The organism is Paraburkholderia sp. UCT31 (assembly GCF_014397655.1).
Classification (GTDB): Bacteria; Pseudomonadota; Gammaproteobacteria; order Burkholderiales; family Burkholderiaceae; genus Paraburkholderia; species Paraburkholderia tuberum.
Window position 1 is genome coordinate 69,661 of the sequence record NZ_VZQP01000032.1, and the last position, 26,843, is coordinate 96,503.

Sequence of the window (26,843 nt, forward strand, 5' to 3'; positions counted from 1 at the left end):
GCTTTCGGAGACCATGTCGCTCGAGGCCCCGATTGGGGCATTCGGAGAGTCGCTTGATGTTCGACTACTGCGAATTGAGGTGATATTGGGCGAGGACGAACGCTGCATCACGCGCCCGCCATGAGGATGGATGTTCAACCTGGTGTAAGGTATAGTCATGTTTACCTAGAGAACGGTTCGTGTGACCGCGTTGCTTCGCTTCGGCGAGGCGTCATACTTCACTCAGGACGGAAAGCGATGACAGTGCCAAAAGAACCCAGCACCCGTAAGCGGCGCCCGTCGAGCGCAGCACCTTCCACGGGAACCGCACCCGACGGACTGCGGGCCCAGGGCATACGTACGCGCAATGCCATTATTCGTGTGGCGAGGAAGCTCCTGCTCGAGAATGGTCCCATGGACTTCTCGCTGCGTGCCGTTGCGCTGAAAGCGGGAATCAGTGTCAGCAACCTCCAATACTACTTCCCGACGCGGCCTGACGTCGTGCGGGCGGTGATGGCGCCGGTGATCGACACGTATCTCGATGTTCTGAAACAGGCGCTCCAGAACAATGCCTCGCCACGTGCGAAAATCGACATCATTCTCGATCAGTCGTTGCGGGACGCGAAGGACTCGAAGAACATCCCGCTGTGGTGGCATTTCTTTTCGTTTGCGTCTACAGACCCCGAGTGCGCACAGATGCGAGACGAATGGTACGACACCTTGACAAGCGAATTTGCCCAGCTCATTCGCGCCGTGAATCCGGAGCGTGGGGCGGCCGAGAGTGCACATATCGCCATATTGCTCATTTCAATGGTGGACGGAATGACACTCCATCTGGGCACCACGCGCAGCAAGCGCGCATACATGCGAGGGTTTGAGGCTATGTTCATCAAGACCGCGCATAACCTGGTGTGGGGGAAGACGGTATACGCCGAGACGGCCTAGCAGCCACAGCGCCATGCGGGCGAAGAAAGAAGACGGGGGAATACCCTGTCTTTTTTTTTCGGCTAGTGTTTTGTATTGTTACCTATGTTTATATTTGTGTTCTATAAGTGAAATGACCGGATTGTCGGGCAGTCCGGTCGACATGCATCCAGGAGAGGAGGAGTACCGAAATGATTCGACTGCACAAGTCCGTAGGGTTGCCGCTGGCAGGATTGACCGGTTTCGAAACGCCGATGAGCGAGGAGGAGCGTGCGATCCAGGACACGGTTCACCGTTTCGCACGCGATGTACTGAAGCCCGTCGGCCGCGAGCTCGACCGCCTGACGCCGGAGGAAGTGATCGCGCCCGGTTCGCCTTACTGGGCCGCCATGATGGAAAGCGCGAAACTGGGCCTTGATCCGCAACTTCTCACGCAGCTTCCCCCAGACACGGCGGTGCGCATCGAATCGCTGATCGGCGAAGAGCTCGGCTGGGGTGATGCTGGGCTTGCCGTTTCGATCGGCGTGGCGCCCGCTCCGTTGATGATGGCGCAGTCGGTTGGCAATCAGGAGCTGATCGACATGTGCACCGGCAAGATCGGCTGCTGGATGAACACCCAGCCCGACCGCGGCTCCGATGCCGCGATTCTCTACCGCGACGAGATCAGCGCGGGCGGCAAGCAGCCGGTCGGCAACCTCACGGCGAAGGTGGGCACGGACGAGATTGTCATCAACGGGCAGAGTTCGGCGTGGATCTCGAACGGCTCGGTCGCGCAGGTGGCTCTTGCGTATATGGCTGCAGACTACGGTGACGGCTTCTACGGTACCGGCGAACATGGCATGTTCACCAACGGCGTGGGCATGATCATTCCGCTCGATCTGCCGGGTATCTCGCGCGGCAAGCCGCTCGACAAGATTGGCCAGCGCTCGCTGCCGCAGGGCGAGATCTACTTCGACAACGTGAAGGTGCCCAAGCGTTTCGCCGTTGCATTGCAGGACGATTATCTCGGTAATCTGGCCTCGACCTGGTCGTTCGCCGGCACGCACATGTGCCAGGTGTTCGTGGGTGTGGCCCGCGCCGCGTTCGAACTCGCACTGGCGTATTGCCACGAACGTAAGCAGGGCGGGGCGCTGTTGATCGATCACCAGATGACGCAATTGCGCGTGGGCGAGATGCTGCGTCGGCTGGAGATGGCGCGGGCCATTGCGCGACGCAGCCTCGCGTTCTCGCGCCTGTCTCCGAAGAGCCATCCCTACGCGACGGCCCAGGCCAAAGTCAGCGTGACCGAGGAAGCGATGAAGATCACGCACGAGGCCTTTCAGCTCTTCGGCGGCAACGGCACCACCCGCGAATTCCCGATCGAGAAACTGTTCCGCGATGTGCGGTCCGCACTGATCGAAGATGGAGAGAACTACCACCTCACGTTGCGCCTCGGCGTGCTGGCAGGAAAGCTCTACCAGGGCGGGTGGACGAAGGAGTAAATATGTCGTCGACCCGATGTCGCGGCGTGGCGTCAGGGCTTCATGGCACCCGGATCGGGTTATCGGATCGCGACTAGCGCGTGGGAGCACTGCCGTAAATCAAGCGCCGAATCCATTATTACATTAGGAGCACGACATGAATGCTGCTGTCTCATTGAGCCACGCGGCTCTCGCGGCTGTGCTAACTCCAACGTGAAGATGCCGATGAACCCGTTCGATGAGATCGTCGTTGAAGAGGCGGTTCGCCTGAAGGAAGCAGGCGTGGCGACGGAAGTCATCGCGGTATCCGCCGGTGTCGCGCAAGCGCAGGAAACGCTGCGCACGGCGCCGATCGCGCGATCTTCATCGAGTCGAATGAGCTGGAGCCGCTCGCCGACAAGCTCAAACGCCGCGCTGGGCGCCTCGCGCGCAGCCGTGGACGCGGGCTACGTGCCGAACGACTTCCAGGTCGGCCAGACCGGCAAGATCGTCGCGCCGCAGTTGTACATCGCGGTGGGTATCTCGGGCGCGATCCAGCATCTCGCGGGCATGAAGGACTCAAAGGTAATCGTGGCGGTCAACAAGGACGGAGAAGCGCCCATCTTCAGCGTGGCTGATTACGGTCTCGTCGGCGACCTTTTCCAGGTGGTGCCGGAGTTGGTGTCGTTAATCTGAGCGCATAAAAGGTGGGATGTCGCGAGCAGGCTTCGAGATACAGGGGAATACTCTGTATTTTTTTCTGTTTTGTTTGTGTGTATTATGACCTATCTTTGGTTTATTGTACTAACACAGATAAACGGAGCAGCAGACTTCGCGGTTCCCGGCCAGGCGCGCGAATGAATGTGAAAGGATTCCGAATGATTCTGGCAGCAGGGTGTAGCGATCGGATATGAAACCCGGAACCTGGAACCTGGCGCCTGAGCAGAGCGGCTTCGGTGAGCCGCAAGGAGCGGGAACCTTCATCACGTAGACAGAGGCACTATGGCAAAAAAATCTTCCCCTGACGGCGCTGCAAACCTGCAGCGCAGGCAATGGCTCAAATATGCCAGTGCCTCGGCTGCCGTTGGCACGCTCGCCATGGGTGCCCGACAGTCGCATGCCGCGGTTACCAAGGGCGCGCCAGGCGCGGACGGCATTCTCGACGTCGCCATCATTGGAGCGGGGCTGGCCGGACTGGTCGCCGCGCGAGACCTGCGTCAGGCGGGCTGCGAGTCCTTTCTGGTGCTGGAAGCCCGGGATCGTGTGGGGGGACGAACACTCAACTACAACATCCCCGGTGGCTTCGTTTCGGAAGTCGGCGGGCAATGGATGGGGCCCGGCCAGACCGCCGTCGCTGATCTCGCGCGTGAACTGTGCGTCGGGACTTTCCCAACCTACTACGACGGCAATACGGTCATTCTGGGCGGTGCGGGGCGTGTGACAGTCGATCTGAAGGGCACGTTCGGCACCGACGAGGCGGTCGGAGCAAGGCTCGGCAGGCTGTCACGCGACGTACCTTGTGGTGCGCCGTGGACGTCCTCGAGGGTCGGCGAACTGGACAAGCTTTCGGTCGGCGATTGGCTGGCGAGGCAGGACATCAAGCCTGAAGACCAGGTGGCATGGAATGCCAGCAGCATTCTTTCGGGCGGCGCGGCGCCGGCGAAGATGGGGTTGCTGCATTTCCTTTCGATGATCAATTCGGCGGATTGCGATTATTCGCAGCTCGACAGCATCAAGCACAGCGCCCAGGAAACCCGCTTCGTCGGCGGCTCGCAAATCCTCAGCATCAAGATGGCCGAGCAACTGGGCGACAAGGTACGACTGTCTACGCCGGTCCGCCAGATTTCCGGATGGGACGGCGACGTTGTCACCCTGCATACCGACCATGGAGAAGTGCGGGCACGGACCGTCGTCGTGGCCATCCATCCGGCTTTGTGTCATCAGGTGCAGTTCGATCCGCCTCTGCCCGACAAGCGCGCGGCCTTGCAGCGCGCATGGCCCGCGCATTCCCCTGCACGGAAGACGGCCATGGTCTATCGCCGCCCGTTCTGGCGCGACAAGGGCATGAACGGCAGCATCTTCCAGGTCAATGGCCCCATCCTGTGGGCCTTCGACAACTCCCCGCCCGCTGGGGAGATCGGGGTGATCAACGCGTTCGTCGAGAATGGGATGGTCCCCTCGGAGCGGGACGCGGCAATGGCCATGCACAAGCAACTCTACGCGCAGGCATGGGGCGACGATGCGCTGTCTCCCATCGCCTACCACGATCAGGACTGGAGCCGGGTCGATCCCTGGACCATTACCTGTATTTCCGCCATTCCGCCGGGCTTCTGGAGCGCCCACGGAGAAGCGCTGCACCCGTCGTGCGGCAAGCTGATCTGGTCGGGGACGGAGACGGCAAATATCTGGGCCGGCTACATGGATGGCGCCGTGCGCTCCGGCCATCATGGCGCGCTTCAGGCACTGAATGCCCTGCGTCGGGCGTAAGAGGGCAGCGATGAAAAAATACCTATTGACAGGCATTCCTCTGGTTATCGTCCTGCTGCTGGCCGTTTTCGGTTCTGATCTGCTAGGTCTCTACAGGCTTCAGGGCTATATCACTACTTCGACAGCAGCCTATCTCGCCGACGGCGGCCCCTGGCCGCACGTGACCGACACCTGCACTGTGTGTCACGGCGTCAAGGGCAATTCGCTTCATCAGGGCTATCCGAGCCTGGCGGGCCAACCGGCCCCCTACCTGGAAACCCAGCTCCACAATTTCGCCAGTGAGGCGCGGCGCAATCCGAACATGGGACCTCTCGCGATGACGATGAGCGATCCGCAGATCAAATCCCTCGCTGAGTATTTCGCCGGTGCGACCCCTGTCGCGAATCGCTACTTCAAGCCGGATCAGCAACTGCGCGAGAAGGGACAGCACCTGGTGGCTGCGGGCAACTGTGTCGCATGTCACGGTTCCCAATTGATGGGCCACGAGCAGTTTCCGCGTTTGGCTGGTCAGGGATATGACTATCTGCTCGCGCAGTTCGACGAGTTCGCTTCCGGCACCCGAAGCGAACCCACCGGCGTAATGAAAAGCCTGTCGCAAGGCTTTTCACCGGAAGACCGCAAGGCTATCGCGAGCTATCTGGCAAGTCTCGATCCGAAGAAAAAATGACCAATCAGATGCAACCTGAGTTAGGAGTTTAGTCATGGACCTCAGATCTTTAGTTCTTATGCTCTCTAGTGCTTTGCTGGCATTGAGCTCATTTTTCTACGGCCGGAAGATCGTTAAGAAACGAAACTATCTTCTCGGGCTGGAGATGTGGATTGTCGGTATCTCCGCGACGAACGCCATCGGATTCTTTGCCACTGGCAATGCAGTTTCCTATGAGGTAGCGCACTTCTTCGATGCGTTCTCTCGCGGATTCGGCATGCCCATCATCGCCGTCGCGGGCATGATGGCGATTACGCATGGCTACAAGCCGTCAATTCGCCAGGACGTCGCGGCATTCGTCGCCTCGTTTGCGCTCACATTCGTCCTTGTGGGAGCGGATTTCATCGCTGGCGTTTTGCCCTATTACTATCTGGCGATGTGGATCTGGCTGTCGATCTATCTCGCTTATTTCATCGTGCGATTGCTGAACGTCGGCGCGATGCTTGAGGCGCTGGGCGTGGCAGTGGCGCTGGTGACGTCGCTCGCGATTGCCGGCATCTACGATTTCTACAAGATTCCTGGTGAGGAAACCAACGTCGTGCTCAATTTTTACACGCTTGCGCTGTGTACGTGGGCCTACTTCATGCCGGCGATCTATTACGGCTACTGCGCCCTTGAGCGTGTTCGAAGCGGGAGCGTGGCTTCGAAGAACGCTACTCCCTATTGCAATTGAATGAAAAACGTTGCTGTTGCCGCGGTCCGCGACAACCGGGAGTTATGCGCGGGCGGCGCTGAAGGTTTTATCCTGGAGACTATGATGAATCAGACCTCGCGCAAGGTAATGCGCTTTACGGCTTGGAGTGCCATCATCGGCGGCATTCTGGCGTACGCGAATGTTGGATTGTCTGTCGTGGTGACGGGCCCGGATGCGGACATGGTGCTGCATGGTGCATCGATGCTGGCATTGCCACCGGATATCCGCGACCTGTTCCGCTGGTGCATGGTTGCCGACATGCTTGGCTTCTACCTGCCGTTCCTCGTCATCGGCGGATACTTCGTGCACGTATTTCGTGAGGAGTTGGGCGCGCTCGGCAACATGGTGGCAATGGCAGTCGTGCTGTATGTCATGGTGGGCGTGACAGGCGCAGTTATGCAGTTTGCAATCCTTCACCCGCTGGCACATCTGTATGCGGGCGGGGACGATGCCACGAGAGGCGCAGCGGCGGCAGTATGGACAGCGATAGCCAATGGGACGCAAAACGGGCTCTGGTGGATCGAAGGCCCCCTCGTGCTTTTCTGGACGTTGATTGCGGCCAAACTGCTCAAGAGCGCGGGCTGGAAGGGAGCGATTCTGTTGAAGATCGTCGGCTGGGCTTTCGGCTTGTTTTTCGTGTTCGGCTTTTTTCCGGATCTCGACGCGCTTTCGAATGCCAGTGAAATGGTCGTGGTGCTGGTTCTGCCGCTGTGGATGTTGTTGTTCGGCTGGCAGTTGCTCCGCCGCGCACGGACGTTACCGGCACGCTTGCATGGCGTTGGCGCAACCACCTAAGGCATCGCTCGGGTTCAGCCCAGAGCGACGCCAAAGCATTTCCCAGCGATGTAAGCAATCCCGATAGTTTCAGCGATCAGATGGGGATCGATATGGCCCTTTCCTCCGCCAAAGCTGCCGAAGTGATCGGCGACGTGAAAAACTTCACCGATATCATACCGACGGTTTTCCACGCGGACGACTGACGGATCGCGCAGCGGCCATGGGTTGATGTCGTGGCTATAGCAAAAGGCTTGATTGCTTGGAGGCAGTGCTCATGAAAAGGGCGCGCATGCCGCACATTATTGCGCGCCCCCACGCACAATTGATCGGCGCGTGCGAGTCGGGTTCATGTTGCGGTGGCCTGGAATCCGTCGGCGAAGGATAGGCAGGATGTTGGTCTACGAGGTGGTAACTCCGAGAGGTTGGCTGAATAAAGTGGACGCCAACATTCCGTAGAATTGAGCAATGGAGGCATTGATGAACCGAATGCCCGAGGTCGTATGCGAAGGAATTTCGTGAAGAAACAGTCAAGCTGGCAACGAAGTCTTCGCTGCGCAATTCACCTCATCTCGCAGCTAGACTATCAATGCACAGAGTGCGTCGGATGCCGAGAGGCGGCCGAAGTCGCTTGCCATTGCATTCTGCTAATGAACAGTTGATAGTGCCATTTGTTACCTTCACTGCTTTTTAAGAGTCCTGTTCGATCACGGCTATGCATCCACCTGGCGCTACCGTACCGGCCGTCAGCGTCCTTGGTCAGGAACTGATGCTGAAACTCGCGCACGGCGTGGCGTCCTGGCTCGTCGGCCAGAAGATTCCGCTGCTGCAAGTCCGCTTTGCGTTTCCGCGTCCACCGCATGCGCATGAATATCTCTACCTCTTTCCTGGACCTGTCCAGTTCGACTGTGAACAGACGTTGATGCAGTTCAGCGCGTCTTTCTTCGACATGCCGATTCGTCAGCGCAAGGCGAACCTGCGTAAGTTTCTCGCGCGGGCGCCCGAAGACTGGATCTTTGTGGCGTTCGACGAACAGCTCACGAGCCACCGCGTCAGGGAATATCTGGCCTCCCGGTTACCCGACATGCCGTCAATCGAGGAAGCCGCGCGAGGCCTGCACTGCTCGGTGCGGACGTTGTGCCGCCATCTTGCGGCCGAGGGTGCGGCGTTTCAGACGCTGAAGAACGAATTGCGACGGGATATCGCGATTCAACGTCTCACGGGAACCGAGGACGCGATCGCTGCGATTGCCGGGGATATCGGCTTCGATGATCCGACCGCCTTCCATCGGGCCTTTCGGCACTGGACGGGCAGCACACCTGGTGCGTACCGCCGCGGCACCTGATTCCATTGACAACACCGGGCCTGCACGAAGGGCCGGTGTTGTCGCGCATCGGCCGTGAAAAACGCGCCGCTCCACGGCTACACGACCGGATTGCTCGTATTCCGTGGCCGACTTTGTCAATAGATGGTCCGGTTCGGTCAGCCGGATTCGCCATGTTCGAGGCTACGATGTCCGTCAATCGTTGCCGTGCAGGACCTGGCGTTCCAGTGTCATGGCACCCCTTTAAATTCCACCATTGGGAAGACACAGGATGAGCTATTCCGCGCCCGTCAAGGACATGCTGTTCGCCATTAATGAACTTGCAGGTCTCGAACACGTGTCGACGCTGCCCGGCTTCGAGGACGCGACAGTTGAAACTGCGCAGGCAGTCCTCGAAGAAGCCGCCCGCTTTAATGCGGACGTGCTGGCGCCACTGAATGTCGAAGGAGACAGGAACCCGAGCAGCTGGACGGATGGGGCGGTCACCGCCTCGCCAGGCTTCAAGGAAGCATTTAAGCAGTTCGCCGAGGGCGGCTGGCAGGGTGTCGTTCACCCCATCGAATATGGCGGCCAAGGGTTGCCGAAACTGCTTGCCACACCGTGCATCGAAATGCTGAATGCCGCGAACCTGTCGCTTGCGCTGTGTCCGTTGTTGACCGACGGCGCGATCGAGGCGCTATTGACCGCGGGCAGCGAGGAGCAGAAGCAACGCTACGTGCCGAAGCTGATCTCTGGCGAGTGGACCGGTACGATGAACCTCACTGAACCGCAGGCCGGTTCCGATCTCGCGCTCGTGCGCACACGCGCTGCACCCTACAACGACGGCACATACCGCATTTTCGGAACGAAGATCTTCATCACCTGGGGCGAGCACGATATGGCGGGGAACATCGTGCACCTTGTGCTCGCGCGGATACCGGACGCGCCGGAAGGTGTGAGGGGTATTTCGCTCTTTATCGTCCCGAAGTTCATGATCAACGACGACGGCACGCCTGGCGCGCGCAACGACGTGCAGTGCGTGTCGATCGAACACAAGCTGGGCATCAAGGCGAGCCCCACTGCGGTGTTGCAATTTGGTGATCACGGAGGCGCAATCGGTTACCTGATCGGCGAGGCCAACCGCGGGCTCGAGTACATGTTCATCATGATGAACGCGGCGCGCTTCGGTGTCGGCGTGCAGGGCATCGCTGTTGCCGATCGCGCGTACCAGAAAGCCGTTGCCTATGCGAAGGAGCGCGTGCAGAGCCGGCCGGTTGACGGTTCGGCTAAACAGTCAGTGGCGATTATTCAGCATCCCGACGTGCGCCGCATGCTCGCGACGATGCGCGCGTTGACGGAAGGAGCCCGTGCGCTCGCCTACGTCGCTGCTGCGCACAGCGACATCGCGCATCGTCACGCCGACGAGGCGGTGCGAGCCGACCATCAGGCGATCTACGAATATCTGGTGCCGGTCGTGAAGGGTTGGAGTACGGAGCTGTCGATCGACGTCGCGAGCCTGGGCGTACAGGTGCATGGCGGGATGGGTTTCATCGAAGAGACTGGCGCCGCGCAGTACTACCGCGACGCACGCATTCTGACGATCTACGAAGGTACGACCGCGATCCAGGCGAACGACCTGGTCGGACGCAAGACGCTCCGCGACGGCGGCGCGGTCGCCAAGGTGTTGATTGAGCAGATTGACGAAACGCTTGCGGCGTTGTGGGAGCATGCCTCGTACGAGTCCAGTCCAGCGTTCCAGGTGCTTTACCGTCATCTTGCGGCGGGTCGCGTTGCGCTGGCGAACGTCGTCGAGTTTGTGCTCGCCCGAGCCCAGCAGGAACCGAACGTGGTGTTTGCCGGCAGTGTGTCGTATCTGAAGCTGGCCGGCATCGTGCTGGCTGGCTGGCAGTTCGCCCGGGCGCTACTGGTGGCCACGGAGAAGCGCAGCGACGATCCGTCGTTCTGCGACGCGAAGATCGCGACGGCACACTGTTTCGCGACGCAGGTCCTGCCGCAGGCACTCGCGTTGGAAGCGGCCATCGTCGGCGCGCAGGATGACGTGGGCGTGCTGGCGCTGACGGAAGACCAGTTCTGATGCAAGGGGGGATCATGACTGAAGCTCGCCTCATCGAGCAATACGGTCCACGCGAGTCGATGGAATACGACGTCGTGGTCGTCGGCGGCGGCCCGGCTGGGCTGTCCGCGGCGATCCGGCTGAAGCAGCTGGCCGCGGAGAAGGGCGTCGAGCTTGGCGTGTGCGTACTGGAAAAAGGCTCGGAGATCGGGGCGCATATCCTCTCGGGCGCGGTGATGGACCCGCGTGCGATCACCGAACTGATTCCCGACTGGAAGGAAAAAGGCGCGCCGCTGACGGTGGACGTGACCGAAGACAGATTCCTGTTCCTGACGGAAACCGGTTCGAAGAGCGTGCCGACCTGGGCGCTGCCGGACAATTTCAAGAACCACGGCAACTACGTGATCAGCCTCGCGAACGTGACGCGCTGGCTGGGTCAGCAGGCCGAGGCGCTCGGCGTCGAGATATTCCCGGGCTTTCCGGCGGCCGAAGTGCTGTACAACGACGATGGTTCGGTCAAAGGCGTCGCGACCGGCAACCTCGGCATCGGCAAGGACGGCGAACCGACCGGGAACTTCCAGCTCGGCATGGAGCTGCACGCGAAGTACACGCTGTTCTGCGAAGGCGCGCGCGGCCACCTCGGCCGCCAGCTGAACGAGAAGTTCAAGCTGCGCGACGGCGTCGATCCGCAGGTGTACGGCATCGGCATCAAGGAACTGTGGGAGATCGATCCCGCCAGGCACAAGCCGGGTCTGGTGATGCACACGGCCGGCTGGCCGCTCGAAAACGACACGTATGGCGGCTCGTTCCTCTATCACATGGACAACAACCAGGTGGTGGTGGGCTTCGTGGTCGGCCTCGGCTATTCGAATCCGTATCTGTCGCCGTTCGAGGAATTCCAGCGCTACAAGACCCATCCGGCGATCCGCGCGATTCTGGAAGGCGGCAAGCGGGTGTCGTACGGCGCGCGGGCGATCACCGCGGGTGGCCTGCTGTCGCTGCCGAAGCTGGTGTTCCCAGGCGGCGCGCTGGTGGGCGACGATGCGGGTTTCCTGAACGCATCGCGGATCAAGGGCTCGCATGCGGCGATCAAGACCGGCATGCTGGCGGCTGAGGCTGCTTTTGAAGCCGTGCAGGCAGGCCGCACCAGCGATGAACTGACGGCCTATCCGGAGTCGTTCAAGACCTCGTGGCTTCACACGGAATTGCACCGTGCGCGCAACTTCAAGCAGTGGATGAGCAAGGGCCTGTACCTCGGCACGCTGATGGTCGGCATCGAGCAGAAGCTGCTGGGCGGCAATGTGCCTTGGACACTGCATCACCAGCATTCCGATCACGAGATGCTGAAGCCCGCATCGCAGTGCAAGCAGATCACGTATCCGAAGCCAGATGGCAAGCTGACCTTCGACCGATTGTCTTCCGTGTTCATTTCGAACACCAACCACGAAGAGAATCAGCCGGCTCACCTGACGCTGAAAGACCCTTCAGTGCCGGTGAATGTGAACTGGCAGACCTATGCCGGCCCCGAGTCACGCTACTGCCCGGCTGCCGTCTACGAGCTCGTCAGGAACGACGACGGCAGCGAACGCCTCGTGATCAACGCGCAGAACTGCGTGCATTGCAAGACGTGCGATATCAAGGACCCGACGCAGAACATCGTGTGGGTGACGCCTGAAGGCGGCGGCGGTCCGAATTATCCGAATATGTGATCGGCCGACAGCGCTTCGTTTCAAGAAGGCCACAGCAACCAATTCAAGGAGTAAGTGATGCAGAGGGAAGTCGTTGTTGTCAGTGGTGTCCGCACGGCCGTCGGGAAATTCGGCGGCAGTCTGAAGGATCTGCCACCGACTGAGCTCGGCGCGATCGTCGTGCGCGAGGTGCTGGCGCGCGCGCAGCTCGCAGGCGACCAGGTCGGCCACGTCGTGTTCGGAAACGTGATCGCGACCGAGCCCAAAGACCTCTATCTGGCGCGGGTCGCCGCGCTTAACGGCGGGGTCTCCGAAGCGACGCCGGCCTTTACCGTCAACCGGCTTTGCGGGTCGGGCCTGCAGGCGATCGTCTCTGCTGCGCAAACCATTCTGCTCGGCGACGCGGATGTAGCGATCGGCGGCGGCGCGGAGAACATGAGCCGCGCCCCGTATGTGACGCCCGACGCGCGCTTCGGTGCGCGCATGGGCGACGCCCGTCTGATCGACATGATGCTCGGCGCGCTGAACGATCCATTCCATACTGTGCCGATGGGGGTTACCGCGGAGAACGTCGCGCAGAAGTACGGCATCACCCGTGACCAGCAAGACGCACTGGCGCTGGAATCGCACCGCCGGGCCACCCGCGCGATCGCCGAGGGACGCTTCAAGGAACAGATCCTCCCGATAACGCGGAAAGTCAAAGGCAAGGAGGTCGTGTTCGATACCGACGAGCATGTGCGTCAGGACGTCGATCTGCCGGAACTCACCGGGCTGCGCCCGGTGTTCCAGAAAGAGAGCGGCACGGTGACGGCTGGCAACGCCTCCGGGATCAACGACGCGGCGGCAGCGGTCCTGATGATGGAGCGCAAGGAGGCTGAAGCGCTCGGACGCAAACCGATGGCACGCCTGGTGTCGTACGCGCATGCGGGAGTCGATCCGCGTTATATGGGCATCGGCCCGGTGCCTGCCACGCGCATCGCGCTGGAGCGGGCCGGCCTCACTATCGGTGACCTTGATGTCATCGAGGCGAACGAGGCGTTTGCCGCGCAGGCGTGTGCGGTGGCGCAGGAGTTGCAGCTCGATGCAGCTAAAGTCAATCCGAACGGCTCGGGCATCTCGCTCGGCCATCCGATCGGCGCGACAGGCGCGCTGATCACGGTCAAGGCGCTTTACGAACTGCAGCGCATCCATGGGCGCTACGCGCTCGTGACGATGTGCATCGGCGGCGGCCAGGGCATCGCCGCCATCTTCGAGAACCTTCAGTGAACGGCACACGAGAACTTGCAGGAGACGACAGATATGGCAATTGAAACGGTAGGAATCGTCGGCGCGGGCACCATGGGCAATGGCATTGCCCAGACTGCCGCGGTGTCCGGACTGAAGGTCATGATGATCGATCTTGCCGAGGCGGCGTTGGTGAAGGGAATGGCGACGCTTACGTCCAGCCTCGAGCGGCTCGTCGCGAAAGGAAAAATAGATGCAGCCACGCGCGACGCGGCGCTCGCCCGCATCGAGACCTCGACCGACTATCAGCGCCTTGCGAACGTCGATCTCGTGATCGAGGCCGCCACGGAAAGCACCGAACTGAAGGTGCGCATCCTGAAACAGATCGAAGCCTCAGCTCGTGCCGACTCGATCATCGCATCCAACACCTCGTCGATCTCCATCACGGCGCTTGCATCTACGCTGTCAGATGCTTCCCGCTTCGTTGGTATGCATTTCTTTAACCCGGTACCGCTGATGCCGCTGGTGGAGATCATCCGTGGCTTGCAGACGAACGATGCCACTGTGCAGGCGATCCGCGAACTGACGACGCGGTTTGGCAAGTCGCCGATCTGCGTCAGGAACGCCCCAGGTTTTGTGGTCAACCGGATTCTGGTGCCGATGATCAACGAAGCGTTCTTCGTGCTTGCAGAGGGCGTTGCGACGGCGGAAGAGATCGACGCCGGCATGCGTCTTGGCGCGAACCACCCGATCGGCCCGCTAGCTCTCGCAGACCTCGTGGGGCTCGATGTCTGCCTGTCCGTGCTAGATGTATTCGCGAAGGATTTCGGTGACCCGAAGTACCGCGCGTGCCCGCTGCTGCGCGAATTCGTGGCCGCCGGCCGGCTTGGTCGAAAGACCGGACAAGGTGTCTACGGCTACGACTGAGCAGCGTGTCGACGAGCGAACTGCACTTATTGTGGGCCGCCAGCCTGGCAGGCTGCGCGATATGTGGCGGGGTTGTCGAAGAGGACCCGGCCGTGGCTTGTCGTTTTCGATCGTCCGACAGGTACTGGAACTCGACCTTATTATTTTGGAAAACCAAATAGATATGGAACACTTAGCGATCAAGGCGACGTTGTCCTTCAGTGACAATTCGCCGAGCGTCGAAATGCCGATTTACAAGGGCACGCTTGGCCCGGATGTGATCGACATTCGCAAACTGTACGGCCAGACCGGCAAGTTCACGTACGACCCGGGCTTCATGTCGACGGCGGCTTGCAATTCGGCGATTACCTACATCGACGGCGACAAGGGCGAGCTGCTGTACCGCGGCTACCCGATCGACAACCTCGCGCAGAACGCCGACTTCCTCGAAACCTGCTACCTGCTGCTGAAGGGCGAACTGCCGAACGCGCAGCAGAAGGCCGAATTCGTGAAGACGGTCACGAACCACACGATGGTGCACGAGCAGATGCAGTTCTTCTTCCGCGGCTTCCGCCGCGACGCGCATCCGATGGCAATTCTGGTCGCCGCGGTCGGCGCGCTGTCCGCGTTCTATCACGACTCGCTCGACATCAATAACCCGCGTCACCGCGAAGTGTCGGCGATCCGTATGATCGCGAAGCTGCCCACGCTGGTCGCGATGGCGTACAAGTACAGCATCGGCCAGCCGTTCGTGTATCCGAAGAACGACCTGCCGTACAGCGCGAACTTCATGCGCATGATGTTCTCGAACCCGTGCGAAGAGTACGAGGTCAACGACGTGCTGGTGCGCGCGCTCGACCGTATCCTGATCCTGCACGCGGACCACGAGCAGAACGCGTCGACGTCGACCGTGCGGCTCGCCGGTTCGTCGGGCGCGAATCCGTTCGCGTGTATCGCGGCGGGTATCGCGTGTCTGTGGGGCCCGGCGCACGGCGGCGCGAACGAAGCCGCGCTGAACATGCTGGAAGAAATCGGCTCGGTCGATAACATTCCCGACTTCATCGCGAAGGTGAAGGACAAGAATTCGGGCGTGAAGCTGATGGGCTTCGGCCACCGCGTGTACAAGAACTACGATCCGCGCGCGAAGCTGATGCGCGAAACCTGCCACGAAGTGCTCGAAGAGCTGGGCCTGCACGACGACCCGCTGTTCAAGCTCGCGATGGCGCTGGAAAAGATCGCGCTCGAAGACGAATATTTCGTGTCGCGCAAGCTGTACCCGAACGTCGACTTCTACTCGGGCATCGTGCAACGTGCACTGGGCATCCCGACGGCGATGTTCACGTGTATCTTCGCGATGGCACGTACGGTCGGCTGGATTGCGCAGTGGAACGAAATGATCGCCGATCCGGAACAGAAGATTGGTCGTCCACGTCAGTTGTTCGTCGGAAACGGTGCTCGCAGAGTAGCTGCTCGCTAGTTCGTATGCGGACATTGTCAACTTGTCCCTGTGATGCGGATTTGCCGTCTCGCGTGACGGCAAATCTGGCTCGTTTCATTTAATAAAACGTTCCCACGACGTCGAAAGAGGGTATATGCACATCGGAGTGCCAGCCGAGACGCGCGCGCACGAAACCCGCGTCGCCGCGACGCCCGAAACGGTCAGGAAGTATGTGACCCAGGGCCACCGGGTCACGATCCAGAGCGGCGCCGGCACCGGCGCCAGCTTTCCTGACGATGCCTTTACGGCCGCCGGCGCGGAGATCGTCGACGCGGCGACCGCGTTCGGCGCCGATCTCGTCCTGAAGGTCCAGTCGCCCACCGACGCCGAATTGCCGTTGCTCAAACGCGGCGCGGTGCTGGTCGGCATGCTCGATCCGTTCAATACCGAAAACTCATCGAAGCTCGCCTCCGCGGGTGTCACCGCCTTCGCGCTCGAAGCCGCGCCACGCACCACGCGGGCACAAAGTCTCGACGTGCTGTCGTCGCAGGCGAACATTGCGGGCTACAAGGCGGTTTTATTGGCCGCCACGCTCTATCCGCGCTTCATGCCGATGCTGATGACCGCGGCCGGCACCGTGAAGGCCGCGCGCGTGCTGATTCTCGGCGCTGGCGTCGCGGGCTTGCAGGCGATCGCGACCGCCAAGCGTCTGGGTGCGGTGATCGAGGCGTCGGACGTGCGGCCGGCCGTGAAAGAGCAGATCGAGTCGCTCGGCGCGAAGTTTCTCGACGTGCCCTACGAAACCGACGAGGAGCGCGAAGCCGCGCAAGGCGTCGGCGGCTATGCGCGGCCGATGCCGCCTTCATGGCTGCAACGCCAGTCGGCGCTGGTCCACGAGCGCGCCAAACAGGCGGACGTGGTGATCTCCACCGCGTTGATTCCGGGCCGCGCCGCGCCGACCTTGATTTCAGTGGAAACCATGCAGGCGATGAAACCCGGCTCCGTACTGGTGGATCTCGCCGCCGGACGCGGCGCGGAGTATGAAGGCCGGCGCGGCGGCAACTGTCCGCTGACCGAAGCGGACCAGGTCGTCACGAAACATGGTGTGATCATCGTCGGCTATACGAATCTGGCCTCGATGGTGCCCGCCGACGCGTCGTCTTTATACGCGCGCAATCTGCTCGACTTCCTCAAGCTGATCATCACGAAGGAAGGGACACTCACCATCGATCTCGCGGACGACATCGTCGCGGCCACGCTGCTGGCCCGTGACGGCGAAGTCACGCGCAAGGCCTGAGCAACCACTAAAGGAGAACGGCGATGGAAGTCGTCAACCACACCGTCATCAATCTGATCATTTTCGTGCTGGCGATTTACGTCGGCTACCACGTGGTCTGGAACGTCACGCCCGCGCTGCACACGCCGCTGATGGCCGTGACCAACGCGATTTCGGCGATCGTGATCGTCGGCGCAATGCTCGCCGCGGGCCTGACTTTGGGCACGCCCGGCAAGTTCTTCGGCACGCTCGCGGTCGCGCTGTCGGCAGTCAACGTATTCGGCGGCTTTCTCGTCACACGACGAATGCTGGAGATGTTCCGCAAGAAAGAGCCGAAGAAGCTCCCCGCTGACAAGGCACAATCCACGACCAGGGAGAACGCGTAATGAGTCTGAACGTCGTCACGCTGCTTTATCTGGTCGCGTCGATCTGCTTCATCCAGGCGCTTAAAGGGCTGTCGAATCCGAAGACGGCGCGCATCGGCAATACCTTCGGCATGGCCGGGATGGCGATCGCGATCCTCACCACCATCGCGCTGATCATCAAGCAGGCGAACGGGCTCGGCTCGAACCTCGTTCTGGGTCTCGGTCTGCTGCTGGTCGCGCTGGTGGTCGGCGGCGCGGTGGGCGCGTTCGTCGCCGCGCGCGTCGAGATGACCAAGATGCCGGAACTGGTCGCGGCCATGCACTCGCTGATCGGTCTCGCGGCCGTGTGTATCGCGTATGCGGTGGTGTCGGAGCCGGCCGCGTTCGGCCTCGTCGATCCGGAGAATACGGCGCCGGGTTTCCTGCCGTACGGTAACCGTATCGAGCTGTTCATCGGCACGTTCGTCGGCGCGATCACGTTCTCGGGTTCGGTGATCGCGTTCGGCAAGCTGTCGGGCAAGTACAGGTTCCGGCTGTTTCAGGGCGCGCCGGTCGTGTACGGCGGCCAGCATCCGATCAACCTGATGCTGGCACTGGCGATGCTCGGCTTCGGCATTCTGTTCTTCCTCACGCAGTCGTGGCTGCCGTTCATCATCATGACGCTGATCGCGTTCGTGCTCGGCGTGCTGATCATCATTCCGATCGGCGGTGCGGACATGCCGGTGGTGGTGTCCATGCTCAACTCGTACTCGGGCTGGGCGGCGGCGGGCATCGGCTTCTCGCTGAACAATCCGATGCTGATCATCGCGGGTTCGCTGGTCGGCTCATCCGGTGCGATCCTGTCGTACATCATGTGCCGGGCGATGAACCGCTCGTTCTTCAACGTGATTCTGGGCGGCTTCGGCAACGAGGCGGGCGCGGCGGCCGCAGGTGGTTCGGCCGAGCAGCGTCCGGTGAAATCCGGTTCGGCCGACGATGCGGCCTTCATGCTCGGCAATGCCGAAACCGTGGTGATCGTGCCGGGTTACGGGCTGGCCGTGGCGCGCGCGCAGCATGCATTGAAGGAGTTGACCGACAAGCTCGTCGAGAAGGGTATCGAGGTGAAGTACGCGATTCACCCGGTGGCCGGCCGGATGCCGGGACACATGAACGTGCTGCTCGCCGAAGCCGAAGTCGCCTACGACATGGTCTATGAAATGGACGATATCAACGGCGAGTTCGGCCTGGTCGACGTGGTGCTGGTGCTCGGCGCGAACGACGTGGTGAATCCGGCGGCGAAGAACGATCCGAAGTCGCCGATCGCGGGCATGCCGATCATTGAGGCGTACAAGGCGCGCACGGTGATCGTCAACAAGCGTTCGATGGCAGCGGGCTATGCCGGACTCGACAACGACCTGTTCTACATGGACAAGACGATGATGGTGTTCGGTGATGCGAAGAAGGTGATCGAGGATATGGTTAAGGCGGCGTAACGACCTGCATGAAAACATCTCGCCGTACTTTTATGATCACGACCGCCGGTGTCGCTTCGAGTCTGGCACTTTCGCGCCTCGCATTCGCCGATTCGCCAAAGTTGTCGGACACTGACTCCACGGCTCGGGCACTCGGCTACAAGTCCGACGCGACCAAGGTCGACAAGGCGAGGTACGCGAAGTACGCGGCCGGTCAGATCTGCGGGAATTGCACCTTCTATCAGGGCAAGCCGAGCGACGCGTTCGCGGCTTGCCCGATGTTCGGAGGCAAGCAGGTCGCGGGCATGGGCTGGTGCAGTGTCTATAGCAGGAAAGCCTGACGTAGCCGACCGTATCGGCGGTCTCTGAAGCGTCACTTGGCAACGCCAGTAAGAGGCGCGGCAGCAGGACGGCAAAACCAGATAGTTCGTAATACGAAAGTCAAAGGCTGGCCGTATGGGAGCTTTCGCGGGGACAATCCGGTTCAAGGTAATGCTGACGCTCAGCGTCTGCGTGGCGCTGATGGTGGTTATCGGTCTCATGGGTCTGCGCGGTCTCGCAAGGCTCAGCACCGACATGGGCAGCATGTATTCGGCGAGTACCGTGCCGATCGAAGATCTCGCCGCGATGCAAGCGGCGGCGCTGAAGATCCGCCTGCAGATGCGTTACATCCAGGCGTTGCACGAACAGGAGAGGGCGGCGGATCTCGTGGCAGATATCGGCAAGGAGCAGAAGAAGCTCGATGTGGCTTGGCGTGACTACTATCCGGCAAAGATCGCGACGACGGATGAGCTTAGACTGGCCGACCGGGTAGCGAAGGTCCTGGCCGCCTTCCGGACGCAATCCGACGACATTGTCGAGGTGCTTCGCTCCGGCAATCTGGACATGGCGGCCTTCTCGATCGACGAACTGACTGAAACCGGCGACGCGTTGTCCGACGCAATCGGTCGCACCGTTGTGCATACGATCAAGGGGTCGAGCGATGCGATCCAGCGTGCATCGAGCCAGATAGCGGAAGGCAGCGCGGACCTATCGTCTGGCTCGAGGCGGCAGGCTTCCTCGCTTGAGGAAACTGCGGCGAGCATGGGCGACCTGATCCTGTCGGTTCAACGCAATGCGGATCATGTTCGCAAAGCTGCGGAGTTTGCCAACGCGGCGTCGCTCGCGGCCGATACGAGCGCGGCGGCGGTCGAGCAGATGCGCGGCACGATGGGCACGATTTCGGCCAGCTCGGCGAAGATCGTGGAAATCACCGCGCTGATCGAAGGGATCGCGTTTCAGACCAATATTCTTGCGCTGAACGCCGCCGTCGAGGCGGCGCGTGCCGGTGAGCACGGCAGGGGGTTCGCTGTCGTCGCAGGGGAGGTGCGCAGCCTCGCGCAACGGGCGGCTAATGCGGCGAAGGAAATCGAGGTGCTGATCAGCAACTCGGTCGAGTCCATCTCGGGCGGGGCCGCACATACCGACCGGGTGGCACGTGCCATGGAGGACGTTCGGCGTGCGATCCAGCGCGTGGTCGAAATCAACGACAGCATCTTCGAAGCTTCAGAAGAACAGCGCAGCGGGATCGGGCAGGTGAACGATGCGGTGAATCGCATGGATCAGGTGCTCCGCAACAATGCTGCCGTGGTCGAGCAGGCCGCGCAAGCGGCGCTCTCGCTGGAGGACCAGGTCGCCGCCCAGCGGTGTGCGATTGCAGTCTTCGAGGTCCGCTCGCAGGCATGCGGCACAGCGACCTGAGCTTGGGCGACCAGGGTTTCGGGCGCTGATAATGCCAAGGCGCTCGACGCGAGTTTCATGGAGACCGCCATCTTCCTCGTGCTGGAGGAATCGTCGGACGTAAGAAACGGCTAGCAACCGGAATGCCACCACGGCGGCCAGAAAAGACAGGGTATCCCCTGTCTATTTTGTTCGCCATTATTTTGTATCATGACCTATGTTTAGTAACGTTTCATATAGGCGGTGTGTCGGGCACGGACGCTGATGGCAGGAGCCCGGTAGATCGCCGGCCGTGGGTGCTGAAGGTAAAGGAGTAGGAAATGAGCAGCAACGTAGAGTCTTTGCGAAGCCTGATCGAGAAATGGCTTGCCCCCACGCCGGCTTCGCCGATCAGTTTGACCCGGATGAATTACGCGAAGTCGCGGTCTATGCGATGTGTACGTGTGGAGTCGCTTCGGGCGTCGGGAGCCCTGGCGATTTTCTTTTTCCGCCACGACGACGGATCGTGGTGCGTGTTTCCTCCCGAGCCGCGGCGGCCGGCAATGCGAGCTTGTCTGTAGGCCGGGTAAGGAAAGCCGGCGCATGCGTCGACATTTGAGTGGAGGTTGCGATGGATATCGAAAAGATTGCGAACGACTCGGGTATGCTGCTCGTGCTCGAAGGCCGGATCGGCCGTGAAGAGTACAAGAGCGTGTACGGATCCCTGCATGCTTTGCAGCGCTTTGCCAACAACATTCGCGAGCTGGTCGCCAGCGAAGCCTGTTCCGAGATGCTGCACGCGGAAACGAGCTAAGGCGCCATGCGGCGCGGCGATGCCGCGCCGGCGCAAGGACTGCAAGAGAAAGGTGGTCGCGAACCGCGCCACCAGGGTCCGGCAGCGTCGATCAGGAAATGCCATCGTGCCTTTGTCAAAGATCGATCTGAATCTGTTCGTCGTTTTCGAGGCGATCTACAGGACGCGCAATCTCACGCGCGCCGCGGAGATGCTCTTCATCACGCAACCCGCCGTCAGCAATGCGCTGGCGCGCATGCGCAAATCGCTCAACGATCCGCTATTTGTCAGCACCTCGACCGGCATGGTGCCGACGCCCCTCACGGAGAACATCATTGGGCGGGTGCGCGAAGCGCTGCAGCTGCTTGACTCGAGCGCGCACGCGGGCGAGCAGTTCGACCCGGCAGCTTCTGAACGCGTGTTCCGGCTCAGCATGACAGACCTGACCGAAGCGCTGTTGCTGCCCGGGCTGGAAGAGGTGTTGCAGCGGCAGGCCCCGGGCATCCGTATTGAAAGCTACTTCACTCCCCGAAGCAACATTCCGGACGCGCTGGCCAACGGCGCCGTGAATCTCGCCATCGACGCCCCTCTGATCGATGACCCTCACCTCGAACAGGCGCCGCTGGGCCGGGATCGATATGCATGCATGCTGCGCCACGATCAACCGTTCGCACGCAAGAAACTGTCGATGGACGATTACCTCAGGCTCGGCCATATCCACGTCTCGAGCCGGCGGCAAGGCCCGGGGCTCGTCGACGCCGAACTCAACAAGCTCGGCGTCAGGCGAACGATCCTGACGCGCGTGCAGCACTACCTGGTTGCACCGTTGATCGCAATGCGTACGGACCTCGTGCTGACCGCACCGCTCATGCTGCTGCAACGCTACGATGCCCGCATCCTCGAGCTGCCGTTCGACCTGCCCGAGATTGAGTCGCGCTGTTACTGGCACCGCAGTGCCGCTGAAGATCCGGCGCATCGCTGGTTGCGAGAACAGGTCACCCGCCTGATGGGAGAGACGAGCGCATAGCGGGTTAGTGTTATCACCATATTTTATGACACGTAATCACAATAATAAATTTTTGGAATGATATCGAGCTGAGTATGCTGTCGATCAGGACTTTTGAGGGATCGCATGGCAGAACTCCATTTGATACGGCATGGCCAGGCGTCCTTCGGCGCCGAGAACTATGACCGGCTCTCAGACATCGGAACGCGCCAGGCGCGTTGGCTTGGCGAATACTTTGCCGATTCCAAACTGTGTTTCGATCGCGTCGTCATTGGCACGATGCGGCGCCATCGGCAGACGGCGGATGCGATTCTTGAAGGATTGGGCAGTCCTGTCGTCGAGATGACGCAACATGCCGGACTGAATGAATATGACTTCGATGCGCTCTATCGGGCGGCGCGTGACGACAACCCGGCATGGAGCGCGCTCGCGCAAGGCACTGAGCGACATGCAGATCCGAAACAGCAGCGTCTGCCAGTATTTCTTCAACGCTGATGCGATGTCGCTAGCCAGCTTCAATTACGTGCCTCACCTCGATCGCCCCGAGCGCCGCGAATTCGTCACCTATGGTTGACCCCGTTTCAGGATGTTTTGCACCTCATGAACGATAACCTTTATTTCGACGCCGACAAACTCTCCCACTACCTCGCGTCGCACGTGCCGGGTTTCGAAGGCCCCATGACCGTGGAGAAATTCGCCGGTGGGCAGTCGAATCCGACGTTCCTGCTGCACGCGCGCAGCGGCCGCTACGTGCTACGCCGGCAGCCGCCGGGAACGTTGCTGAAATCGGCGCATGCCGTCGACCGTGAATTCCGCGTGCTGGCCGCACTTGCAAATACACCGGTGCCGGTCGCCCGAGCGTTGCATCTTTGCGAAGATCGCGATGTGATCGGCAGCCTGTTCTACGTGATGAGCTACAAGGAAGGGCGCATTTTCTGGAATCCGGCGCTGCCAGAAATGGCGGCCAGCGAGCGCGGCTCGCTTTATGAATCGCTGATCGAAACGATGGCAGTCCTGCATGACGTGGACGTTGATGCGGTCGGGCTGTCGGACTATGGCCGCAGCGGCAACTATTTCGAGCGTCAGATCGGTGTATGGACCAAGCAGTATCGCGCCGCGGAGACCGGGACGCTGCCGGCGGTGGACGCCTTGATCGAGTGGCTGCCCGCGCATTGTCCTGCCGAATCGGATCGACCGTCGCTGGTGCACGGCGATTTTCGCCTCGATAACCTCATATTCGAGCAAAACGCGCCAACAGTCCGCGCGATTCTCGACTGGGAATTGTCAACGCTCGGCAATCCGCTGGCAGACCTAGCGTACTTCTGCATGTGCCTGCGGCTGCCCCCTGAAGGGTATATCACCGGGCTCAGCGGGCTGAATCGCAACTCACTGGGCATTCCCGACGAACCTGCCCTGGTTGAGCGCTACTGCCGGCGTCGCGGGATTTCGTCAATCGCAGACTGGAACTTCTACCTGGCGTTCAGCTTCTTCCGGCTCGCAGCGATCGCGCAGGGCGTCAAGAAGCGGGCGCTGGACGGCAATGCGTCGAGCGACAAGGCGCGCCAGGTTGGTGAGATGGCCGGTACGCTCGCGCAGATGGGCGTTGATCTTCGTTGACCTTTGATGCGGACGGGATGTGCACGCGTTGGTGGCGTGTGTGAGGAATCGGCAGGATTCAGGTGACCCCGAATATTGGAGACAGTTGTGACGACGAATTTATTTGATCTGACGGGAAAGATTGCGCTCGTGACCGGTGCGAGCCGCGGCATTGGCGAGGAAATTGCGAAGCTGCTCGCCGAGCAGGGCGCGCATGTGATTGTCTCGAGCCGCAAGCTGGAGGACTGTGAAGGTGTGGTCGGCGGGATCCGGTCGGCCGGCGGGAGCGCGCAGGCGCTTGCATGCCACGTCGGCCGGGTTGACGACATTCTTCTTGCATTCCAGACCATCCGCAGCCAGCACGGGCGCCTGGATATTCTGGTCAATAACGCCGCCGCAAATCCGTATTTTGGGCATGTGCTCGATACCGATCTGGCGGCGTTCGAAAAGACAGTCGAGGTGAACCTGCGCGGCTACTTCTTCATGTCTGTCGAGGCAGGCAAGCTGATGCGCGATAACGGCGGCGGGGCTATCGTCAATACGGCGTCGGTCAACGCGCTGCAACCGGGCGACAAACAGGCCATCTACTCGATCACGAAAGCCGCCGTCGTCAATATGACGCGTGCGTTCGCGAAGGAGTGCGGCCCGCTGGGTATCCGCGTGAACGCGCTGCTGCCAGGGTTGACGAAGACCCGTTTCGCCGGCGCCCTGTTCGAGGATCAGGAAACTTATGATCGTTGGCTCTCGAAGATTCCACTGCGCCGCCACGCGGAGCCCCGCGAAATGGCGGGAACGGTGCTGTATCTGGTTTCCGATGCGGCCAGTTATACGAACGGCGAATGCATTGTCGTCGACGGCGGTTTGACGATCTAGCCATTGGCGGCAGGCACGGTCTCAGTCGTTTCAAGCGGACATTTTGCAAGGAAGAATCATCATGGATTTTGGCTATACCCCCAAGGTCGAAGCGTTGTGCGAGCAGTTGCGCGCCTTCATGGATAAACACATCGTCCCGCGCATCCGGCAGTGGCACGATGAGGTGAACCAGGGGCAGTACCCTGTGTCGTTCATGGAGTCGCTCAAGGAGCAGGCTCGTGCCGAGGGCCTGTGGAACCTGTTCCTGCCGCATCTGCGAAACGACGAGCCGGGCACGCGGCTGACCAATCTGGAATACGCGCCGCTCGCGGAAATCATGGGGCGGGTGTCGTGGGCGTCGGAAGTCTTCAACTGCAACGCGCCCGACACCGGCAACATGGAACTGCTGCACATGTTCGCTACGCCTGCCCAGCGTGACCAGTGGCTGACGCCGTTGCTCGATGGCAGGATTCGCTCGGCTTTCGCGATGACGGAACCTGAGGTCGCGTCTTCGGATGCGACCAACATTACGACCTCGATTCGCCGGGACGGCGACGACTATGTGATCAACGGCCACAAATGGTTCATCACGAACGCGGCGCATCCTCATTGCAAGTTGTTCATCGTGATGGGCAAGACCGACCAGCAGGCACCAGCGCACCGGCAGCAGAGCATGATTCTCGTCCCCAGGGACACCGCAGGTGTCGAGATCGTGCGCAACATAACGGTGGTCAATCACGTTGCGCCGGAAGGGCACTGCGAGATCGTGTTCCGCGATGTTCGGGTACCGGCAGCCAATCTGCTCGGTGAAGAGGGCAGCGGTTTCGCGCTGGCTCAGGCGCGTCTTGGACCGGGGCGCATCCACCACTGCATGCGCTCGATCGGCGCGGCCGAGCTTGCTCTCGAATTGATGGTCGAGCGCGCTCAGTCGCGCACGACGTTCGGCAAGGCGCTGCATGAGCACGGCGCGGTCGGCGAATGGATCGCGAAGTCGCGCATCGAAATCGAGCAGGCGAGGCTGCTCGTGCTGAAGGCGGCCTGGATGATCGACCGGGTTGGGGCCAAAGAAGCGCGCAAGGAGATCTCGATGATCAAGGCGCTCGTGCCAACGGTGTACGCCAATGTTTGCGAGCGAGCGATGCAGGTTTTCGGTGCGATGGGACTGAGCCCTGATACGCCATTGGCCGACAACTGGACCTGGGCACGCGCGCTGCGCTTTGCCGACGGTCCAGATGAAGTGCATTTGCAAGGCATTGCGCGCATGGAAATCAAGGCACGGCCGTACGTTGCAGGAGCAACCAATGCCTATCTGATAATGCCTGCACGGGACTGACGGCGGCGAGTGGCCGGGCGACGTCAACGTGTTGCGGCACCTTGCCGCAAAATACTCCTCGTCGCGATTTCACGACGCGCATTTTTCATGCCGTCACAGGGCTCTGTCAACTTGGCGGGCGTAGGGTAACTACGTAGCCAAAGCGTAGCTATCCTTATCAGATAACTTCCTCGACTGCGGCAATAACAGTCCAACCATGCCATGTGGCGAAGCGTTCTTTGAGTACGGCACGATGCCATGCCGCGTTCATTTGATGTGTGGGCAACGCGAAGTGCTGCCGTATCGGTCCGAAGCATGAGAGGAATACCTGCGTGCGACGCGCATCGCGAAAGCCGCACATCTGGCGTTCGCGCCTGCGGGGCGGCTGATGGGTGTCTCGGCACGGTTGTTCACGCGTGCAGCCGCCTTGACGAAAACGTGCTTCACATGAGCGAGCTCAGGAATATCAACCTTCGCCGCCGGATAGCTGCGCAGCTGGTCGGTAACGGTCTTGCGCGGCACCGGGTTTGAACGCGGCACCCGCCGGAAGAAGCGCTTTGCCGCAGTCTTGCCGCGCCGCTTTTGCACCAGCAATGCTCATTTCTCACTCAAGCATATTGGCGACTATATTGGCCATCGAAGCATCTCTTCTACCCAGATTTACGGCAAGCTGGCAATCGATCAACTACGCGATGTTGCGCAAGGCGATGGGGAGGATGTGCTATGAGATCTGTAAGCACCTCACGACGACCGTCGTAGACGACGGCGAGGACCGACATCAAAATGGTGCCCATCATTTTCGATTTGATGGACATCACTGTGACAGAGCCGAAAGCTAGGCCGGGTAGCCGCAAGGGA

General features: G+C 60.9%; 22 protein-coding genes and 5 pseudogenes. 25 read left to right on the top strand and 2 right to left on the bottom strand.

What is annotated here, in order from left to right; genetic code table 11:
• Nucleotides 1–360 precede the first annotated feature (360 nt).
• The 25 genes and pseudogenes from F6X40_RS25175 (at nucleotide 361) to F6X40_RS25290 (ending at nucleotide 26,006) form a co-directional block, all read left to right on the top strand.
• Nucleotides 361–924, top strand: a complete 564-nt coding sequence (locus tag F6X40_RS25175; protein ID WP_311540531.1) for a TetR/AcrR family transcriptional regulator — start codon at nucleotides 361–363, stop codon at nucleotides 922–924.
• Between the two features lie 170 nt (nucleotides 925–1,094).
• Nucleotides 1,095–2,384 (top strand): acyl-CoA dehydrogenase family protein, encoded by a 1,290-nt coding sequence (locus F6X40_RS25180; protein ID WP_187629637.1) that lies wholly within the window; start codon nucleotides 1,095–1,097, stop codon nucleotides 2,382–2,384.
• Between the two features lie 198 nt (nucleotides 2,385–2,582).
• A pseudogene (locus F6X40_RS43580) lies at nucleotides 2,583–2,705 on the top strand (electron transfer flavoprotein subunit beta/FixA family protein); the annotation flags it as partial.
• A 38-nt stretch (nucleotides 2,706–2,743) separates the two neighbouring features.
• A pseudogene (locus tag F6X40_RS42565) lies at nucleotides 2,744–3,038 on the top strand (electron transfer flavoprotein subunit alpha/FixB family protein); the annotation flags it as partial.
• A 306-nt stretch (nucleotides 3,039–3,344) separates the two neighbouring features.
• Nucleotides 3,345–4,829, top strand: coding sequence for a flavin monoamine oxidase family protein (locus F6X40_RS25190; protein ID WP_187629639.1), 1,485 nt, complete (start codon nucleotides 3,345–3,347; stop codon nucleotides 4,827–4,829).
• A 10-nt stretch (nucleotides 4,830–4,839) separates the two neighbouring features.
• Entirely contained in the window at nucleotides 4,840–5,496 is a 657-nt protein-coding gene (locus tag F6X40_RS25195) for a c-type cytochrome (protein ID WP_187629640.1), read from the top strand.
• 34 nt (nucleotides 5,497–5,530) lie between these two features.
• Entirely contained in the window at nucleotides 5,531–6,208 is a 678-nt protein-coding gene (locus F6X40_RS25200) for a hypothetical protein (protein WP_187629641.1), read from the top strand.
• Nucleotides 6,209–7,024 carry a hypothetical protein gene (locus F6X40_RS25205; RefSeq protein WP_262421540.1) on the top strand — a complete coding sequence of 272 codons (816 nt, stop codon included), beginning with the start codon at nucleotides 6,209–6,211 and terminating at the stop codon, nucleotides 7,022–7,024. It begins immediately after the preceding gene.
• Between the two features lie 730 nt (nucleotides 7,025–7,754).
• A pseudogene (locus tag F6X40_RS25210) lies at nucleotides 7,755–8,348 on the top strand (helix-turn-helix domain-containing protein); the annotation flags it as partial.
• Between the two features lie 250 nt (nucleotides 8,349–8,598).
• Nucleotides 8,599–10,401, top strand: a complete 1,803-nt coding sequence (locus tag F6X40_RS25215; RefSeq protein ID WP_187629642.1) for an acyl-CoA dehydrogenase — start codon at nucleotides 8,599–8,601, stop codon at nucleotides 10,399–10,401.
• Nucleotides 10,401–12,089 carry an electron transfer flavoprotein-ubiquinone oxidoreductase gene (locus F6X40_RS25220; protein ID WP_410452544.1) on the top strand — a complete coding sequence of 563 codons (1,689 nt, stop codon included), beginning with the start codon at nucleotides 10,401–10,403 and terminating at the stop codon, nucleotides 12,087–12,089. Before F6X40_RS25215 ends, F6X40_RS25220 begins: the two co-directional genes overlap by 1 nt.
• A 57-nt stretch (nucleotides 12,090–12,146) precedes the next feature.
• A complete protein-coding gene (gene bktB, locus F6X40_RS25225) occupies nucleotides 12,147–13,334 on the top strand; it encodes a beta-ketothiolase BktB (RefSeq protein ID WP_187629644.1) in 1,188 nt (395 codons plus the stop codon).
• A gap of 33 nt (nucleotides 13,335–13,367) precedes the next feature.
• The gene (locus tag F6X40_RS25230) at nucleotides 13,368–14,219 is read left to right on the top strand and encodes a 3-hydroxybutyryl-CoA dehydrogenase (protein WP_187629645.1); all 852 of its coding nucleotides are present in this window, start codon (nucleotides 13,368–13,370) and stop codon (nucleotides 14,217–14,219) included.
• A 163-nt stretch (nucleotides 14,220–14,382) separates the two neighbouring features.
• A complete protein-coding gene (gene gltA / locus F6X40_RS25235) occupies nucleotides 14,383–15,675 on the top strand; it encodes a citrate synthase (RefSeq protein WP_187629646.1) in 1,293 nt (430 codons plus the stop codon).
• A 115-nt stretch (nucleotides 15,676–15,790) separates the two neighbouring features.
• A complete protein-coding gene (locus F6X40_RS25240; RefSeq protein WP_187629647.1) occupies nucleotides 15,791–16,933 on the top strand; it encodes a Re/Si-specific NAD(P)(+) transhydrogenase subunit alpha in 1,143 nt (380 codons plus the stop codon).
• Nucleotides 16,934–16,956: 23 nt separating this feature from the next.
• Nucleotides 16,957–17,298: an NAD(P) transhydrogenase subunit alpha gene (locus tag F6X40_RS25245; protein ID WP_187629648.1), complete on the top strand. Its 342-nt coding sequence runs from the start codon at nucleotides 16,957–16,959 to the stop codon at nucleotides 17,296–17,298.
• Entirely contained in the window at nucleotides 17,298–18,749 is a 1,452-nt protein-coding gene (locus F6X40_RS25250) for an NAD(P)(+) transhydrogenase (Re/Si-specific) subunit beta (protein ID WP_187629649.1), read from the top strand. Before F6X40_RS25245 ends, F6X40_RS25250 begins: the two co-directional genes overlap by 1 nt.
• Nucleotides 18,750–18,757: 8 nt before the next feature.
• Nucleotides 18,758–19,069: a high-potential iron-sulfur protein gene (locus tag F6X40_RS25255; RefSeq protein ID WP_187629650.1), complete on the top strand. Its 312-nt coding sequence runs from the start codon at nucleotides 18,758–18,760 to the stop codon at nucleotides 19,067–19,069.
• Between the two features lie 115 nt (nucleotides 19,070–19,184).
• Nucleotides 19,185–20,468 (top strand): methyl-accepting chemotaxis protein, encoded by a 1,284-nt coding sequence (locus F6X40_RS25260; protein ID WP_262421541.1) that lies wholly within the window; start codon nucleotides 19,185–19,187, stop codon nucleotides 20,466–20,468.
• Between the two features lie 589 nt (nucleotides 20,469–21,057).
• The gene (locus tag F6X40_RS25265) at nucleotides 21,058–21,240 is read left to right on the top strand and encodes a hypothetical protein (protein WP_184074418.1); all 183 of its coding nucleotides are present in this window, start codon (nucleotides 21,058–21,060) and stop codon (nucleotides 21,238–21,240) included.
• 106 nt (nucleotides 21,241–21,346) lie between these two features.
• Nucleotides 21,347–22,246 (top strand): LysR family transcriptional regulator, encoded by a 900-nt coding sequence (locus F6X40_RS25270; RefSeq protein ID WP_187629661.1) that lies wholly within the window; start codon nucleotides 21,347–21,349, stop codon nucleotides 22,244–22,246.
• Nucleotides 22,247–22,351: 105 nt separating this feature from the next.
• A pseudogene (locus tag F6X40_RS25275) lies at nucleotides 22,352–22,799 on the top strand (histidine phosphatase family protein).
• Between the two features lie 26 nt (nucleotides 22,800–22,825).
• Complete coding sequence (locus F6X40_RS25280; RefSeq protein WP_187629652.1) at nucleotides 22,826–23,842, top strand: phosphotransferase; 1,017 nt, start codon at nucleotides 22,826–22,828, stop codon at nucleotides 23,840–23,842.
• 87 nt (nucleotides 23,843–23,929) lie between these two features.
• Nucleotides 23,930–24,694 (top strand): SDR family oxidoreductase, encoded by a 765-nt coding sequence (locus F6X40_RS25285; RefSeq protein ID WP_187629653.1) that lies wholly within the window; start codon nucleotides 23,930–23,932, stop codon nucleotides 24,692–24,694.
• Nucleotides 24,695–24,755: 61 nt separating this feature from the next.
• Nucleotides 24,756–26,006 carry an acyl-CoA dehydrogenase family protein gene (locus F6X40_RS25290; RefSeq protein WP_187629654.1) on the top strand — a complete coding sequence of 417 codons (1,251 nt, stop codon included), beginning with the start codon at nucleotides 24,756–24,758 and terminating at the stop codon, nucleotides 26,004–26,006.
• A 157-nt stretch (nucleotides 26,007–26,163) separates the two neighbouring features.
• On the opposite strand, the pseudogene F6X40_RS25295 reads toward F6X40_RS25290, so the two are convergent.
• Together F6X40_RS25295 and F6X40_RS41895 are read right to left on the bottom strand one after the other, a co-directional pair.
• Nucleotides 26,164–26,579 (bottom strand): annotated as a pseudogene (locus F6X40_RS25295) (DDE-type integrase/transposase/recombinase); the annotation flags it as partial.
• Nucleotides 26,580–26,635: 56 nt separating this feature from the next.
• The coding region (locus F6X40_RS41895) for a hypothetical protein (protein ID WP_222946157.1) at nucleotides 26,636–26,843 on the bottom strand (208 nt) is incomplete at its 5' end.